The organism is Sphingomonas donggukensis, assembly GCF_023674425.1.
Classification (GTDB): Bacteria; Pseudomonadota; Alphaproteobacteria; order Sphingomonadales; family Sphingomonadaceae; genus Sphingomonas; species Sphingomonas donggukensis.
In genome coordinates this window covers 171,029-187,047 of the sequence record NZ_CP098401.1, presented here as the reverse complement: position 1 = coordinate 187,047, position 16,019 = coordinate 171,029, and the positions used below count along the sequence as shown (strand labels likewise).

The 16,019-nt window shown below is 68.7% G+C and carries 12 protein-coding genes; 5 read left to right on the top strand and 7 right to left on the bottom strand.

Features of this window, described 5'->3' with window-relative positions; genetic code table 11:
• Window positions 1-3 precede the first annotated feature (3 nt).
• The 4 genes from M9980_RS00885 (at window position 4) to M9980_RS00870 (ending at window position 3,266) form a co-directional block, all read left to right on the top strand.
• A complete protein-coding gene (locus M9980_RS00885; RefSeq protein ID WP_250752398.1) occupies window positions 4-972 on the top strand; it encodes a YihY/virulence factor BrkB family protein in 969 nt (322 codons plus the stop codon).
• Window positions 969-1,796 (top strand): enoyl-ACP reductase FabI, encoded by an 828-nt coding sequence (gene fabI / locus M9980_RS00880; protein WP_277998306.1) that lies wholly within the window; start codon window positions 969-971, stop codon window positions 1,794-1,796. Before M9980_RS00885 ends, fabI begins: the two co-directional genes overlap by 4 nt.
• Window positions 1,797-1,825: 29 nt before the next feature.
• Window positions 1,826-2,893 carry a chorismate synthase gene (aroC, locus tag M9980_RS00875; protein ID WP_250752397.1) on the top strand — a complete coding sequence of 356 codons (1,068 nt, stop codon included), beginning with the start codon at window positions 1,826-1,828 and terminating at the stop codon, window positions 2,891-2,893.
• Between the two features lie 82 nt (window positions 2,894-2,975).
• Window positions 2,976-3,266 carry a hypothetical protein gene (locus M9980_RS00870; RefSeq protein ID WP_250752394.1) on the top strand — a complete coding sequence of 97 codons (291 nt, stop codon included), beginning with the start codon at window positions 2,976-2,978 and terminating at the stop codon, window positions 3,264-3,266.
• Window positions 3,267-3,331: 65 nt separating this feature from the next.
• Here the strand turns inward: M9980_RS00870 and M9980_RS00865 are convergent, their stop codons facing one another.
• On the bottom strand, window positions 3,332-4,621 hold the full coding sequence (locus tag M9980_RS00865; protein WP_250752393.1) for an adenylosuccinate synthase: 1,290 nt from the start codon (window positions 4,619-4,621) through the stop codon (window positions 3,332-3,334).
• 51 nt (window positions 4,622-4,672) lie between these two features.
• On the bottom strand, window positions 4,673-8,047 hold the full coding sequence (locus M9980_RS00860; protein WP_250752392.1) for a PAS domain-containing protein: 3,375 nt from the start codon (window positions 8,045-8,047) through the stop codon (window positions 4,673-4,675).
• Window positions 8,048-8,125: 78 nt separating this feature from the next.
• Here M9980_RS00860 and M9980_RS00855 point away from each other — a divergent pair, with 78 nt between their 5' ends.
• Complete coding sequence (locus M9980_RS00855) at window positions 8,126-9,130, top strand: fumarylacetoacetate hydrolase family protein (protein WP_250755011.1); 1,005 nt, start codon at window positions 8,126-8,128, stop codon at window positions 9,128-9,130.
• 46 nt (window positions 9,131-9,176) lie between these two features.
• On the opposite strand, the gene M9980_RS00850 is transcribed toward M9980_RS00855, so the two are convergent.
• The 5 genes from M9980_RS00850 to M9980_RS00830 all read right to left on the bottom strand — a co-directional run bounded on the left by M9980_RS00850 (window position 9,177) and on the right by M9980_RS00830 (window position 15,816).
• A complete protein-coding gene (locus M9980_RS00850; RefSeq protein ID WP_250752391.1) occupies window positions 9,177-9,875 on the bottom strand; it encodes a hypothetical protein in 699 nt (232 codons plus the stop codon).
• 72 nt (window positions 9,876-9,947) lie between these two features.
• Entirely contained in the window at window positions 9,948-10,616 is a 669-nt protein-coding gene (gene pdeM / locus M9980_RS00845; RefSeq protein ID WP_250752390.1) for a ligase-associated DNA damage response endonuclease PdeM, read from the bottom strand.
• Window positions 10,617-10,981: 365 nt separating this feature from the next.
• The gene (locus M9980_RS00840; RefSeq protein WP_250752389.1) at window positions 10,982-12,385 is read right to left on the bottom strand and encodes a M20/M25/M40 family metallo-hydrolase; all 1,404 of its coding nucleotides are present in this window, start codon (window positions 12,383-12,385) and stop codon (window positions 10,982-10,984) included.
• A gap of 77 nt (window positions 12,386-12,462) precedes the next feature.
• On the bottom strand, window positions 12,463-13,440 hold the full coding sequence (locus tag M9980_RS00835; RefSeq protein WP_250752388.1) for a retropepsin-like aspartic protease: 978 nt from the start codon (window positions 13,438-13,440) through the stop codon (window positions 12,463-12,465).
• Between the two features lie 42 nt (window positions 13,441-13,482).
• Entirely contained in the window at window positions 13,483-15,816 is a 2,334-nt protein-coding gene (locus tag M9980_RS00830; RefSeq protein ID WP_250755010.1) for a ligase-associated DNA damage response DEXH box helicase, read from the bottom strand.
• Window positions 15,817-16,019: the final 203 nt, after the last annotated feature.

The window sequence follows — 16,019 nt, the reverse complement described above, 5'->3', positions numbered from 1 at the left end:
CGCATGGACGATATCGCCCCTCAGACGCCCGAAGCCCGCGCCCACAAACACGGGCGCGCGCGTGCCCGCATCGACCGTGGCCTGGCGAAGGTGCGTCCCGGCAGCGCCGCCTGGGAAGTGATGAAGCGCGTGCTGGTCGGCGTGTACAACGACGGCTTCATCCACGCCGGCAACCTGGCCTATCTGGCGTTGATGACGGTGTTTCCGTTCTTCATCGTCGCCGCCGCGATCGCGTCGATCTTCGGCCAGAGCGCGGAGGTGCAGCACGCGGTCGCATCCTTCCTGAACGTGCTGCCCCCCGACGTCGCCGAAATCCTACGGAAACCGATCGCCGACGTGCTGGCGGCGCGCACCGGATCGCTGCTGTGGCTGGGCGGGCTGGTCGGCCTGTGGACCGTCGGCAGCTTCATCGAGACGATCCGCGACATCTTCCGTCGCGCTTACGGCACGACCTTCGCCAACCCGTTCTGGCGCTATCGCCTGAGTTCCGTCGCGGTGATCGTCGGGTCGGTGATCCTGGCGCTGCTGTCGTTCCTTGTGCAGGGCGTGCTGACCGCGGCCGAGCAGTTCGTGTACCGGCTGGTGCCCTTTGCCGAAGATGCGGCGGGCTGGATCGGGCTCAGCCGCATCGTGCCCGGCGCGGTGATGTTCGGCGCGCTGTACATGCTGTTCTATTCGGTGACGCCGTCCAAATACCGCTATTCGAAATGCCCGAAATGGCCGGGCGCGCTGTTCACCGCGGTCTGGTGGGTCAGCATGACCGCGCTGCTGCCGCAGATCCTGGCGTCGTTCGGCGGATACGGCATGACCTATGGCAGCCTGGCCGGGGTGGTCGTCGCGCTGCTGTTCTTCTTCCTCATCGGCCTCGGCATCGTATTCGGCGCGCACCTGAACGCGGCACTGGCGGAACCGCCCGAACCGGCGCTAGAGGGTGCAACGGTTAGCAAGGCAGCGGAGGCCGCGACGGCGTGAACGGATTGATGCAGGGCAAGCGCGGGCTCATCATGGGCCTTGCCAACGACAAGTCGCTGGCGTGGGGCATCGCCCGGAAGCTGAGCGAGGCCGGCGCCGAAATGGCGTTCAGCTATCAGGGAGAGGCACTGGAGAAGCGCGTCCGCCCGCTCGCCGCGCAACTGGGCCAGGACTTCCTGATCCCGTGCGACGTCAGCGACATGGCCGACCTCGACCGCTGCTTCGCCACGCTGGCCGAACGCTGGCCGACGATCGACTTCGTCGTCCATGCGATCGGTTTTTCGGACAAGACCGAACTGCGCGGCGGCTATGTCGACACCAGCCTCGACAATTTCCTGATGACGATGAACATCAGCGTCTATTCGTTCGTCGCGGTCGCCCAGCGCGCGGCGAAGATGATGGCGCCGTTAGATGCCGAGACGGGCACGGGCGGCGGGTCGCTGCTGACGCTGAGCTATTATGGCGCGGAAAAGGTCATCCCCCACTACAACGTGATGGGCGTGGCGAAGGCCGCGCTGGAGACGAGCGTTCAGTATCTGGCGGTCGACCTGGGCCGCGACAACATCCGCGTCAACGCGATCTCCGCCGGACCGATCAAGACGCTGGCGGCATCGGGCATCGGAGATTTCCGCCTGATCCTCAAATGGAACGAACTGAACTCGCCGCTGAAGCGCAACGTCACGATCGAGGACGTCGGCGGATCGGCACTGTACCTGCTGAGCGATCTTGCGAGCGGCGTGACCGGCGAGACGCACCACGTCGACGCCGGCTACAACGTGATCGGCATGAAGGCAGAGGACGCACCGGACATCGCGCTGGCGTGATGCCGGCCCGCGCTGGGGGGCGCTGACGCATGAGCCATAACAGCTTCGGTCATCTGTTCCGCTTCACCACGTGGGGCGAGTCGCATGGGCCTGCGCTTGGCGCGGTGGTCGACGGGTGTCCGCCGGGGCTGGCGCTGAGCGAGGACGTCATCCAGCCGTTCCTCGACAAGCGGCGGCCGGGGACGTCGCGCTTCACGACGCAACGGCAGGAGGCCGACCGGGTCCGCATCCTGTCGGGGGTGTTCGAGGGGCGGACGACGGGGACGCCGATCAGCCTGATGATCGAGAACACCGACCAGCGATCGAAGGATTATTCGGAAGTCGCCGCCGCCTATCGCCCCGGCCACGCCGACTATGCCTATGACGCCAAATACGGTTTCCGCGACTATCGCGGCGGCGGGCGGTCGTCGGCGCGGGAGACGGCGGCGCGTGTCGCGGCGGGGGCGGTGGCGCGGCTGGTAATCCCGGAAGTGCGTATCCGCGCCTGGGTCGAGGCGATCGGCGGGGATGCGATCGACCCGGCCAATTTCGACGATTCGCAGATCGACGCCAACCCGTTCTTCTGCCCCGATGCGGCAGCGGCGGTGCGGTGGGAGGCGATGATCGATGCCGCGCGCAAGGCGGGATCGTCGCTGGGCGCGGTGATCGCGTGCGAGGCGACCGGCGTTCCCGCCGGCTGGGGCGCGCCGCTCTATGCCAAGCTGGATGCCGAACTCGCCGCCGCGGCGATGTCGATCAATGCGGTGAAGGGTGTCGAGATCGGCGACGGGTTTGCCGCGGCGACGCTGTCGGGCGAGGCCAATGCCGATGCGATGCGGCCCGGTGAGGACGGCCCGGAATTCCTCGCCAATCATGCCGGCGGGATCGCCGGGGGCATCTCGACCGGCCAGCCGGTGCGGCTGCGCGTCGCGTTCAAGCCGACCAGTTCGATCCTGACTCCGGTGCCGACGATTACCCGCGACGGCGACGCGACCGATATCCGCACGAAAGGCCGGCACGACCCCTGTGTCGGGATTCGCGGCGCGCCGGTGGTCGAGGCGATGATGGCGCTGGTGCTGGCCGACCAGAAGCTGCGCCACCGCGCGCAATGCGGGTGAGGCGTGGCGCCGCAGGGGCGGCCTGAGCCCCGTTCGCCCGCAGACCCGCTATAAGCGGCGGCACAGGGGCGAATTGGAGATTATGATGACCAAGACACTGATCGCCGGACTTCTGCTGGCCGGAACCGCGTTTGCCGCAAACGCGCAGGACGTGCCGGCGCCGGCGCCGCAGACCGCTCCATCGGGCACGATGCAGACGACCCCGGTGCCGCCGTCGAACCCGGTTCCCGATGCGCAGCCGGCGCCCACGACCGATCCGACGACGGTCCCGGTGACCGAGGCCACGCCGACGCCGACCACCGAGGCGACGCCGGCTGCGACCGACGACACCGCGACGACGGGCAAGAAATCCAAGAAGAAGAAGCCGCGCTGATCGCCGCGACCATCGAATGAAGAAAGCGGCCCCGCCCCATCGGCGGGGCCGCTTTTTTTCGCGCGTCAGTCGGCGAAGGGATCGCGGACCAGGATCGTGTCGTCGCGTTCCGGGCTGGTCGATACCAGCGTCACCGGGCACTGGATCAGCTCCTCGATCCGGCGGATGTACTTGATCGCCTGCGCCGGCAGATCGGCCCAGCTGCGCGCGCCGGCGGTCGATTCGGACCAGCCCGGCATCGCCTCCCACACCGGCTCGACCCGCGCCTGATCGGCGGCGTGGGCGGGGAAATGATCGGTCAGCGTGTCGCCCAGTCGATAACCGGTGCAGATCCGCACCTCTTCGAAGCCGTCGAGCACATCGAGCTTGGTCAGCGCAATGCCGGTGATGCCCGACACCGCGACCGATTGCCGCACCAGCACCGCGTCGAACCAGCCGCAGCGGCGCTTGCGCCCCGTGACCGTGCCGAATTCGCGCCCGCGCGTGCCCAGCCGCTCGCCGACGTCGTCGTCCAGCTCGGTCGGGAACGGGCCGGAACCGACGCGGGTCGTGTAGGCCTTGGCGATGCCGAGCACGAAGCCGACTGCGCCCGGCCCCATGCCCGATCCCGCTGCGGCGGTGCCGGCGACGGTGTTCGACGAGGTGACGAAGGGATAGGTGCCGTGGTCGATGTCGAGCAGCACGCCCTGCGCACCCTCGAACAGCATCCGCCGCCCGCGCGCCTTTGCCTCGGCGAGCAGCTTCCACGCGGGCTTCGCATAGGGCAGCACGAACCCGGCGATCGCCTCAAGCTCGGCGACCAGTGCCGCGCGGTCGATCGGCGGCTGGCCGAAACCGGCGCGCAGCGCATCGTGGTGCGCGGTGAGGCGGTCGAGCTGTGGCCCGAGCGTGTCGAGGTGCGCGAGGTCGCACACGCGGATCGCGCGGCGACCGACCTTGTCCTCGTACGCCGGGCCGATGCCGCGACGGGTGGTGCCGATCTTGCCCGCACCGCTCGCATCCTCTCGCAAAGCGTCGAGATCGCGGTGGAACGGCAGGATGAGCGGACAGGTTTCGGCAAGCGTCAGCACGTCGGGCGAGACGGTCACGCCTTGCTCGGCCAGCCGTGCAATCTCGTCCTTCAGCGCCCACGGATCGAGCACGACCCCGTTGCCGATTACGCTGGGCGTGCCGCGGACGATGCCCGACGGAAGCAGCGACAGCTTGTACACCTTGTCGCCCACCACCAGCGTGTGGCCGGCGTTGTGGCCGCCCTGAAACCGCACGACCATGTCGGCGCGCTCCGCCAGCCAGTCGACGATCTTGCCCTTGCCCTCGTCGCCCCATTGGGCGCCGATCACTGCGACGTTGGCCACTTGTCCGTCCTTTTCACGGGGAAAGTCGGGGCGCCTCTAGCGGCGATGGCGTCAGACGTCGAGCGCGGAGCGTATCCGTGCAGCCAGCGTCCGCACGTCGAAGGGCTTGCGCACCAGGTCGAGCCCGTCGGCCCCGCCGCGTTCCACCGCATCGCGGGTGTAGCCGCTGGTGTAGAGGACGCGCAGCCCCGGCACGCGTTCGCGCGCGGCGTCGGCCAGCTCGCGCCCGGTCATCCCCGGCATGACGACGTCGGTGAACAGCAGGCTGATCCGCTGGCCCGCGTCGATCATGGCCAGCGCGTCGGGCCCGTCGTTGGCGTGGATGACGCCGTAGCCAAGCTCGCGCAGCGCCTCGACCGAGAAATTGCGGACACGGTCCTCGTCCTCAACGACCAGCACGACTTCATCGGGTCGGCCGCGATGCTCGATGCTGGCGACCACCGGGCTGGGCGACGGGGCGTGGCCGCTGCTGTCGCGCGGCAGCAGCATGGTGACCGTCGTCCCCTCCCCCGGCGCGGTCTCGATCGTGACGTGCCCGCCCGACTGGCGCACGAACCCGAACACCTGGCTGAGGCCGAGGCCGGTGCCCTTGCCGACGTCCTTGGTCGTGAAGAACGGGTCGAACGCCTTTTCCGCGACCTCTGCCACCATCCCAGACCCGGTATCGGCGACCGCGAGCGAGACATAGTCGCCGGGCGCGACGCCGCGGGGGCGGGCATCCTCCTGCGCCAGCGAGCAGTTGCTGGTCGTCACGGTCAGGCGGCCACCGCGCGGCATCGCGTCGCGCGCGTTGACCGCCAGGTTGACGATCGCATTCTCCAGCTGGCTGCGGTCGACGATCGCCAGCCACAGCGCAGGCTCGAGTTGCGTCTCGATCGCGATCGATTCGCCGATGGTGCGACCGAGCAGGTCGGTCATCCCGCACACCATTTCGTTCGCGTCGATGACCGCGGGGGCAAGGGCAGTCTGGCGCGAGAAGCCGAGCAGGCGCTGGGTCAGCTGCGCGGCGCGGTTGGCACCGTCCTTCGCCGCCTCGACATAGCGGGCGACGTCGGTGCGACCGGCGGCGATGCGGCGCTCCAGCAGGTCGAGCGCGCCGATGACGACTGCCAGCATGTTGTTGAAATCATGCGCGATGCCGCCGGTCAGCTGGCCCAGCGCCTCCATCTTCTGCGCCTGGCGCAGCTGTTCCTCGGCGACCATCAGCTGCTGCGTGCGTTCGTCGATCGCGGCCTCCAGCTCGGCCCGTGACCGGGTGAGCACGTCGCGCGCCTCGACGATTTCCTGGATGTCGGTGCAGGTGCCGAACCACCGCGTGATCCGCCCCTGGTCGTCGCGCACCGGCTGCGCGCTGCCCAACACCCAGCGATACTGGCCGCTGTTGTGGCGCAGGCGATATTCGATGCGGTACGGCTCACCCGTGTCGAGGCACTGGCGCCACAGCGCCCATGCGCGTTCCTGGTCGTCGGGATGGAACATGTCGTTCCACCCGGTGCCGTCGGTCGATCCGTGGGGGACGCCGGTATATTCGTACCAGCGTTCGTTGTAATAGTCGTGGAAGCCGTCGGGCTGGGTCGACCACACCATCTGGTCGATCGAGTTGGCGATGGCGCGGAATTTTTCCTCGCTTTCGCGCAGCGCGGTGACCGCATTGGCGCGCTCGACGGCGTCCCACGTCACTTCCGCCACCGCCTCGATCAACGCGATCTCGTCGGCGCTCCACGGACGCGGCGTGGCGTTGTTGACGAACAGGCACGCCGCCCAATGCCCGCCGCGGTGTAGCGGCACGCCGACCCCGGCGCCCGACAATTGCCCGATGCGGGTACCGCGCAACGTGGCGTCGCGGCTGTAGTCGGGAAAGGCCAAAGTCTCGCCCGCGTGATAGCGCGTCAGGTTCGCCGGGCCGAATTCGGCGAGCGGCAACGTCCCCGTGAGCGGCGGCAGGCGGTCGCTGTGCCAGCAGTACAGGAACTGCGCGATGTCGTCCGACAGCAGGCGGTAGAAGCCGACCCGGTCGCAGGCCAGCCGCCGCCCGAGCGTGCTGGTCGTCAGCCGCAGGATCGCCGCCGGCGAATCGAGGGAGCGCATGCGTTCGGCCAAGCGGAAGATGAACGACTGGGTCTCGGTCGCGATCTGCAGGTCGGTGGCGGCGACGCGCGCGGCTTCCTCCGCCTCGTGGCGCTTGGTAATGTCGAAGGTGATGCCGGGGAAGCGCACGGCCACGCCGGTTTCGTCGAAGCGGGCGCGGCCCTGCGCGGTCACCCAGATCGGCGGCTTGCCCGGGCGGACCAGGCGATATTCCTCCGCGAAGGGCACGCCCGTCGCCAGCGTCGCGTCGATCGCGGCGCGCACCCGCGGATGGTCGTCGGGATGGATGCCCGCGAAGAAGGTCGCGACCGGCGCCCCCGCCGCGGCGATCGCGGGATCAACGCGGTACAGCGCGGCGAAGCGCGCGTCGGCGGTGACGCGGTCGTGCGTCACGTCCCAGTCCCATGTGCCGATGCCGAGCGAGGAATCGAGCGCGAGCGACAGCCGCTCCTCGCTTTCGCGCAGTGCGCGTTCGGCCTGCGCGCGGTCGGTCACATCGCGGATCAGCGCCAGGATCGCGGTGACCGCGCCACCCGCATCGCGGATCGGTTGATAGACGAAATCGAGGTAGCGGGTGTCGCTGGCGCCGTCGTCCAGCCGGTTCAACGTAATTTCGGCACCATCGGCACGGTAGGCCCTGCCGGTGTCGTACACGGTACGGAGCAGGTCGATGAAGCCCTGTTTCTCGACCTCGGGCAGCGCATCGACGACGCGGCGCCCAATGATGTCACGCGCGCCTACCAGATCGCGGTACAGGTCGTTCGCCTGTCCGATCACGAAATCCGGCCCCTGCAGCAGCGCGAAAGCGAAGGGCGCCTGATCGAACATGTCGCGCAGCCGGTCGATCTCGGCTGCCTGCGCGCGCTCCGCCATCACGACGCGGGTGGTTTCGTTGCCCTGGTTGAAGACGCCGACGGCATCGCCCGATTCGTCGCGGATCGGCGTGAAGCTGTAGTTCCAGTAGGATTCGGTGGTGACGCCGCCCCGCACGAACGCCATGCGCTGGTCGTAGCTGGCGTGGCCGTCGCCGCTCGCCAGCACGTCGGCGAACTGCGGGCCGACGACGTCCCAGATATCGTACCAGACCTCCGCCGCAGGCTGACCCAGGCAGGCGGGATGCCGCTCGCCCGGGATCGGCGCCCAGGCGTCGTTGTAGAGGAGCCGCAGCTCGGGCCCCCAATAGATGCACGTCGGCAGGCTGGAGGCGAGACACACGCCCAGCATCGTGCGCAGCGTCGCCGGCCATCCCTCGATCGGCCCGAGCGGGGTCGCCGACCAGTCGTGGTCGCGGATCATCCGCCCCATTGCGCCGCCGTGGTCGAGGAATCTCAATGCCATGCCGCTCAGGTCCAACACGTGCTTGCCCAAGTCAATAACGGGCGGCATGGAACGCATGACCCTGGGGAGAAGATGCAGATGAAATTGGCGAGCCTGAAGCATGGCCGCGATGGCAAACTCGTCGTCGTCTCGACCGATCTGGCCTGGTATGCCGATGCCAGCCACATCGCCCCGACGTTGCAGGCGGCGCTGGACGACTGGGACCGGCTGCTGCCCGATCTTCGGAACCTCCAGACCGACCTCGACCACGAGGTGATCCCGCGCGAGCGGTTCCACGAGCACGACGCCGCTGCCCCGCTGCCGCGCGCATACCAGTGGGCGGACGGATCGGCCTATGTGAACCACGTCGCCCTCGTCCGTCAGGCGCGCAGCGCCGAGATGCCCGAGACGTTCTGGCACGACCCGCTGATGTATCAGGGCGGGTCGGACGGCTTCCTGGGTGCGCGCGATCCGATCCCGCTTGCCGACGAGGCGTGGGGCTGCGACCTGGAGGCCGAGGTGGTGGTGGTGACCGGCGACGTGCCGCTGGGCGCGACGCGCGAGCAGGCGCTGGAGGCGATCCTGCTGGTCGGGCTGACCAACGACGTGAGCTTGCGCAACCTGATCCCGGGCGAGCTGGCCAAGGGCTTCGGCTTCTTCCAGTCGAAGCCGGCGAGCGCCTTTTCCCCTGTGTTCGTTACCCCCGACGCGCTCGGCGACTGGTGGCGGGACGGCAAGCTCAACCGCAAGCTGATGGTCGACCTGAACGGCCAGCCGTTCGGTCGGGCCGAGGCTGGCGAGGACATGACCTTCGACTTCGGCACGCTGATCGCCCACGCCGCCAAGACCCGCGCGCTGGGTGCTGGCACGATCATCGGGTCAGGTACGGTATCGAACCGTGACGCCGGCGGCGGTCCCGGCAAGCCGATCGCCGACGGCGGTGTCGGCTATTCGTGCCTGGCCGAGTTGCGCACCGTCGAAACGATCACCGGCGGCGCGGCGACGACACCGTTCCTGAAGGCGGGCGACACGGTGCGAATCTGGGCAGAGGACGACCGGCACCACCCGATCTTCGGCGTGATCGAGCAGGTCGTCGGCGGCTAATGCGGGCGCCGGGGTGCGCCGGTCGACGCACCCCGTGCGCGGGCGCTCAGCGCACCTTCTGCATATCGGAATAGGCGACGGTCGTGCGCATGTGGCCGTCCTTGCCCATCATCGATCCGGTGAGCTCGCTCGCCGAGCCCTCCGGCACGAACTGGCCGTCGGCGATCGCGCGGTAGCGGGCGGTGACGGTCATCGCCTTGACCGCGGCGACCAGCATCATGCGGAAGCCCTTGGTCGAGGTGAAGCGGATGCGTTCGACGAACGGCGCCTTGCCCTGCACGTTCACCAGCACCTCCGCGCGCGTGTCGGCTGAGGCATCGTGCGAGCCGAGCTTGATCGTCCCCTTGGGCAGGCTGGCGTAGCGATAGGCGACATAGCCGGCGCCCGCGTCGCTGCGGGTCGCGGGCGCGCCGATCCATTTGGCGAGTTCGCCGTAGGAGGGCGTGGACCCGCGCTTCGCCTTGGCGGCGTCGGCGGCTTCCTTCGCGGTCGGCGCGCGTCCGTCGATGCTGGCGAGCAGCCATTGCCGGCCGGCGGGACGGCGCGGGTCGTAGCTTTCGACGATGGTCTTGCGCGCGGCGCCGGTGCGCTCGATCGTCAGCGTGCGCCGGAAGGCATAGGCGTCGGCGCGCGTGGCGCGAGCGCCGGCGACGATTTGCGCCTGCAACTCATCGGCGTGGGCGGGGGCCGCAGCGGCGAGGGTCAGGATCGTGGCAAGCGCGATGCCCGGGTAGCGTGAACGCAAGCGAAACCCCCTTCGAAAACCGGTCGAAGTCGCTGGTCTGACGGCCAATCATGGCGGCGCTGTGGCGCGGGGTCAGGCCGCGAGCGGAAACCGCAACAGCCGATCGTCGAGCGCGATCAGCGCTTCTGCGGCACCCTGCCCGCCGACCGCCCGAACGATTTCCGGATGGCCGGCGTCGAGCCCACCGGTCAGCGAGCCGAAGGCGGGCAGGATCAGCTTGGTCGCCGTGGCGACGAAGCAGCGGCGCGCGACCTGCTTGCCGCGCACGCGCACGCGCAGCTTCGGGTGGAAGTGGCCGGACAGCTCGGGCCGCGGATCTTGGCGGTCGGCTTCGTGGCGCAGCACCAGGCCGTCGACCACCACTTCGTCGACGATCGTGCCGCCGCAATGATCGACGAAATGCGCGTCGTGGTTGCCGGTGATCCACGTCCAGCGCGTCGCCGACGTCAGCGCGCGCAGCATCGCCTGCGCACGGTCGGGCAAGCGTTCGCAGCCCTTCGAATCGTGGAAACTGTCCCCCAGGCACCAGATTTCCTCGGGTGCGCAGCGGTGGACGAGGGCGGTGAGCGCATCAAGGGTCGCTATCGAATCATAGGGCGGCAAATGCTGGCCGAGCCGCGCGAACCAGCTCGCTTTCTCGAAATGCAGGTCCGCCACCAGCAACGCGCGCCGCGCCGGCCAGTACAGCGCCCCTTCACGGAGCGCGGCGAGGTCGTGGCCTGCGAACGAAAACGGAACCATGGCCGCGCTATGACGCGACAGAGTCCGCAGATCAACGGGTTATGGCGTAGGGATGCTGCGGAGGTGGATTCGCTCGGCGTCCGCGCCGCGTGCTCTGTGCTCGGGCTCAGGTGAACGCACGAATTCGACCTGGAGCGCTTTTCAACAAGCATCCTCCCCGCCGAAGGCCGGGGTCCAGTTAAGCGGAAGGGTAATCGGGCGCGCCGCACGTCGCCGCTGTCCCGCACCTGGGCCCCGGCCTTCGCCGGGGCGGTACTAGCTGATCCTAATCGCACCGGTCCTCCCGCGCAGGCGGGAGTCCAGGGCGGCGGGCGTCGCACTTCGTAACCCTGGACTCCCGCCTGCGCGGGAGCACGACGCGCGCGCTACTTCGCGGTGGCGAACAGCTTCACCAGGTCAAACAGATAGTCGCGGCTGTCGTACAGCGACTTCACCAGGATGCGCTCGTTCAGGCCGTGGACGCCGCTCATGTTCGGGTCGACGAAGGTGCCGGGCACGCCGTACACCGGGATGCCGATCGCCTCGAGGAAGATGCCGTCGGTGGCGCCGGTCGACATCGTCGGGAGGACGGGGATGCCCGGGAAATGCTTGGCGGCCAGCGTCTCGATCGGCTTCACGATCTTCGGGTCGAGCGGCACCGGCAGTCCGGTCGGGCGGACCGGCTGGTTGGCGGTCACCTTCACCTTGGGCCCGGCGAGTTCCTGAAGCTTGGCGAGTGTCTGGTCGACGCTTTCGCCGGGGAAGATGCGGCAGTTGACGTTGGCGGTGGCGCGCTGAGGCAGTGCGTTTTCGGCATGGCCCGCCGCCAGCAGCGTGGCGACGCAGGTGGTGCGCAGCGTCGAGTTCGCCGCCTTGTCCCGGCTGACGATCGCTGCGGCGGCGGCGTCGGTCGGGTCGGCGAGCAGGCGCCGCATCGCGTCGCCGGTTGCCGCGGGCACCGTCCCCGCCATCTTCGTGAAGAACACGCGCGTGGTATCGTTGAACTTCACCGGGAAGCTGTAGCCACGCACCTTCTCGACCGCGTCCATCAGCTCGTAGATGGCATTGTCGGGCACCGGTTGCGAGCTGTGGCCGCCGGGGTTGGTCGCGACGAAGGTATAGTTCTGCGCGGCCTTTTCACCGACCTGGAGCGACAGGATCTGGCGCTTTCCGCTCTCGTCCAGCCGCCCGCCGCCGCCCTCGTTGAAGGCGAATTCGGCGGCGATCAGGTCGGGCTTGTTTTTCGCCAGCCACTCGGCGCCGTTGAAGGCGAAGGTGGTTTCCTCACCACAGGTCAGCGCCAGCTTGATCGTGCGCCGGGGCTTGAAGCCCGACTGGCGCAGCCGGATCAGCGTATCAGCCCAGATCGCCGACTGCGCCTTGTCGTCGATAGTGCCGCGGCCATAATAATAGCCGCCCTCCTCGACCAGCTTGAACGGATCGCGCGCCCAGTCCTCGCGCTTGGCGGCGACGACGTCGATGTGGCCGAGCAGCAGCATCGGCTTCGCGCGCGCGTCGCTGCCGGCCATGACGACGACCAGGCCGCCGTCCTCGGGGTGTTCGGGCACGGCGAAGGACGTCAGCTCGGCATCGGCGAAGCCGGCCGCCTTCATCCGCGTCGCGATCTGTGCCGCGGCCTTCGTACAACTGCCGACGTTCACGACGGTGTTGGTCTCGACCAGTTCCTTGTACAGGCCAAAGAACGCCTTCTGGTCGGGCCGGTCCTGCGCCGCCGCGGGAGACACCGACACCGCAAGCGCCGCAACCGCGCCCAGCACACCCATCTTCATCGCCAGTTCCCCCTATCGTCGCGCCCACGCTAGCCGCGATCGTGCGGGCGGGGAAGCCAGTCGCCCCGTGCGCCGCGTCAGCCCATGCACGCGCCGTTGATGCTGGTCTGGCAGGCGCGGCTGCGATCGACGTTGCGCGGCAGGAGGAAGCGGACTTCGCGGTTGGGGAAATCGATCTGGACGCGGCGGAACATCTTCAGCGCGTTCATGCCGAGCAGCATCGCCGGCCGCTTCTCCAGCCCGAAGCGATGGAAGGGCGGTACGTCGGCAAAGGCGATCGGCATGTCCTGGAACGCGATGCCGCCGACGCGCAGGCGCCCGGCGTGGGCATATTGGGTCTGGACGATGCCGCCGGTCGCGCTGGTCATCGTCAGCGGTTCGAACCGGCTGGTATAGCGGCGCATCAGCTTCTGCAGCGCGACGTTGCCGACGCTGATCGGCGACCCGGTATCGAGCACGACGCGCACGGCGCGGCCATCGACGTCGGCGTCGGTGACGATCAGCTGGCCGAACAGGCTCTTCGCGCGCACCACGACCTCGTCGCCGCGGTTGGGCTCGGTCTGCCGGCGCTTGACCGACGGCGCGACCGCCATCGTGCCGGTATCGAAATCGATCGTGATCCGGTGGGCCTGCAGCGTGTCGATGCCGAGCAGCCCCATGCCGCCCAGATGCCCGGCATCCAGCGCCGGCGCCTGGATGACGCCGATGCTGGGCACGCTCGACAGGCGCAGCGACGGGATCATCACGGTCGCCTCCCGCGTCGATCCGCTCATCGCCACCACCGTCACGTCGCGCCCCGCGGGCAGGCCGAGCCGGTGGGCGAGCTGGCGCGAGATCACGGTGCGTTCCGATCCGGTGTCGATGACGAACCGATACGGACCGGCATCGGCGATGCGCACCGGCACGGTCATGCGTTCGGCGACCTCGGTCATCGCCACGCTGGCTTCGTCGGCGGGGGGCGCGGGCGGTGCAGGCGGTGCGTCCTGCGGCACGGCGGCAGCCCCCGGGATCATCAGGGCCAAAGCGAGCAGGGACGGATACACCCCCGACATCATGGCATGGAGGCTATGCCTCTACCGCCCGTCGCGCAAGCGCGATCAATCGGGCTGCATCGCCTCTGCCGCCAGCAGCTCGGCCTCGGCCAGCAGCACGTCGTCCGCGCCCGACTGCGCGACGCTTTCGCGCCCGATCAAGACCAGCACCGGCACGGCGAGCGGGCTGATCCGGTCGAGGCGTGCGTGCACCATCGTATCCTGCGCCCGGTCGAGCAGGTCGGCGAGCCGCCCGACGTCGGTCATTCGCGCGCGGGCGTCATCCCACGCAGCTTGGAGCAGCAGATGGCCGGGTTCGTAGCGGCGCAGCACGTCATAGATCAGGTCGGTGGAAAAGGTGACCTGCCGTCCGGTCTTGCGCTTGCCGGGATGCTGGCGCTCGACCAGGCCGCCGATCACCGCGACCTCGCGGAACGCGCGCTTCAGGAGCGCCGAGCCCTGCACCCACTCGACGAATTCATGTTCGAGGATGTCGGGCGAGAACAACGCCTGCGGGTCGTCGATCGGCTCCAGGCCATAGACCGCGAGCGCATAGTCGTTCGACACGAAGCCGATCGGCTTCAGCCCCAGCGCTTCCATCCGCCGGGTGATGAGCATACCGAGCGACTGGTGCGCGTTCCACCCCTCGAAACTATAGGCGACCATGTAATGCCGCCCCTCGCGCTCGAACGTCTCGACCAGCAACTGGTCGGGCGCGGGGAGCACGGAGCGGCGATCCTGAACCTCCAGCCATTCGCGAACGTCCGCCGGGAAGCGCCGCCACTGGCTGCGATCGAACAGGAAGCTGCGGACGCGGTGGGCGAGGTTGGTGGACAGCGCCATTCGCGTGCCGACATAGGTAGGAATGCGCGCGGGCCGCGTGGTGGCGCGGACGATCAGGTCGGACGTGTCCATCCGCTCGACCTCAAGGCTCAACCCCGAGAAGAAGAAGGTATCGCCGGGGGTGAGGGTGGACGCAAACCCCTCTTCGACCGTGCCGAGCTTGCGCCCGTTCTTGAAGCGCACGTCAAGCGTAATGGCATCGACGATGATCCCGGCGTTCAGGCGGTGCTGGCCGATGAATTTCGGGTGGCTGACCCGCCAGAGGCCGTCGCCCCCTTGCGTCAGCCGCTTGAACTTGTCGTAGGCGCGCAGAGCATAGCCGCCGTCGGCGATGAAGTTCAGGACGCGGTCGAACGTCTCCGCGGTCAGCGCCGAATAGGGGAGCGCGGCGCGCACTTCGTCCAGCAGCGCCTCGGCGGTGAACGGCGCCGCGCAGGCGAGCGCCATGATGTGCTGCGCCAGCACGTCGAGGCTGCCGGGGCGGAAGATGTCGGGGTCGAGTTCCCCCGCTTCGACCGCATCGAGCGCCGCCTGCGCCTCCAGATATTCGAAGCGGTTGCCGGGGACGATCACCGCTTCCGACGCCTCGTCCAGCCGGTGGTTCGCGCGGCCGATGCGCTGGAGCATGCGGCTCGATCCCTTGGGTGCGCCCATCTGGATCACGCAGTCGACGTCGCCCCAGTCGACGCCCAGATCGAGGCTGGCGGTGGCGACCAACGCGCGCAGCTTGCCGTCGGCCATGGCTTGCTCGACCTTGCGCCGTGCCTCCTTCGACAGGCTGCCGTGGTGGATACCGATCGGCAGCGCGAGGCGGTTCTCCTTCCACAGATCCTGGAAGATAAGTTCGGCGAGGCTGCGGGTGTTGCAGAATACGAGCGTGGTGCGGTGCGTCTCGATCTCCGCCATCACCTGCGGCGCGGCGTAGCGTCCGGAATGGCCCGACCACGGCACCCGCCCCTGCGGCAACAGGATCGCGACGTCGGGGTCGGCACCCTTCTCGCCGCGCACCAGCCGCACCGCGTCGATGTCACCAAAGGGCGACAGCCACGCGCGGTAGCCGTCGGGATCGGCGACCGTCGCCGACAGCGCGACGCGGCGCAGGTCCGGGTTGATCCGCTGCAACCGCGCGAGCGCCAGCGCGAGCAGATCGCCGCGCTTGCCGGTGGCAAAGGCGTGGACCTCGTCGATGACGATCGTCTTCAGCCCCGCGAACAGCGTTTCGCTTTCCGGGTAGCTCAACAACAAGCTGAGCGATTCGGGCGTGGTCAGCAGGATATTGGGCGGCCGCGCGCGCTGGCGTGCCTTGCGGTCGGAGGGCGTGTCGCCGCTCCGCGCCTCGACGGTGATCGACAGGCCCATCTGCTCGATCGGGGTCATCAGGTTGCGCTGCACATCGACCGCCAGCGCCTTCAGCGGCGAGACGTAGAGCGTGTGGAGCCCGGCGTGCGGTCGCGCGATCAGGTCGACCAGCGTCGGCAGGAACCCCGACAGCGTCTTGCCCGCGCCTGTCGGGGCGACGAGCAGCGCGTGCTCGCCCGCCAGCCCGGCATCGAGCATCTCCAGCTGATGCCGCCGCGGCGACCAGCCACGCGTGGCGAACCAGTCGGTGAGGACATCTGGAAGGGCGGGCGCGTCGGTCAATGTGCCGGGATATGGTGACTAGCGACGCAGCAATCCAGCGATAGTAGAGCTTTCCCAGCGTTCATTGCCACTGTCAGACTGCTGACTGGCCGCTGCTCAATCCGCAGGCTCTGCTGTGA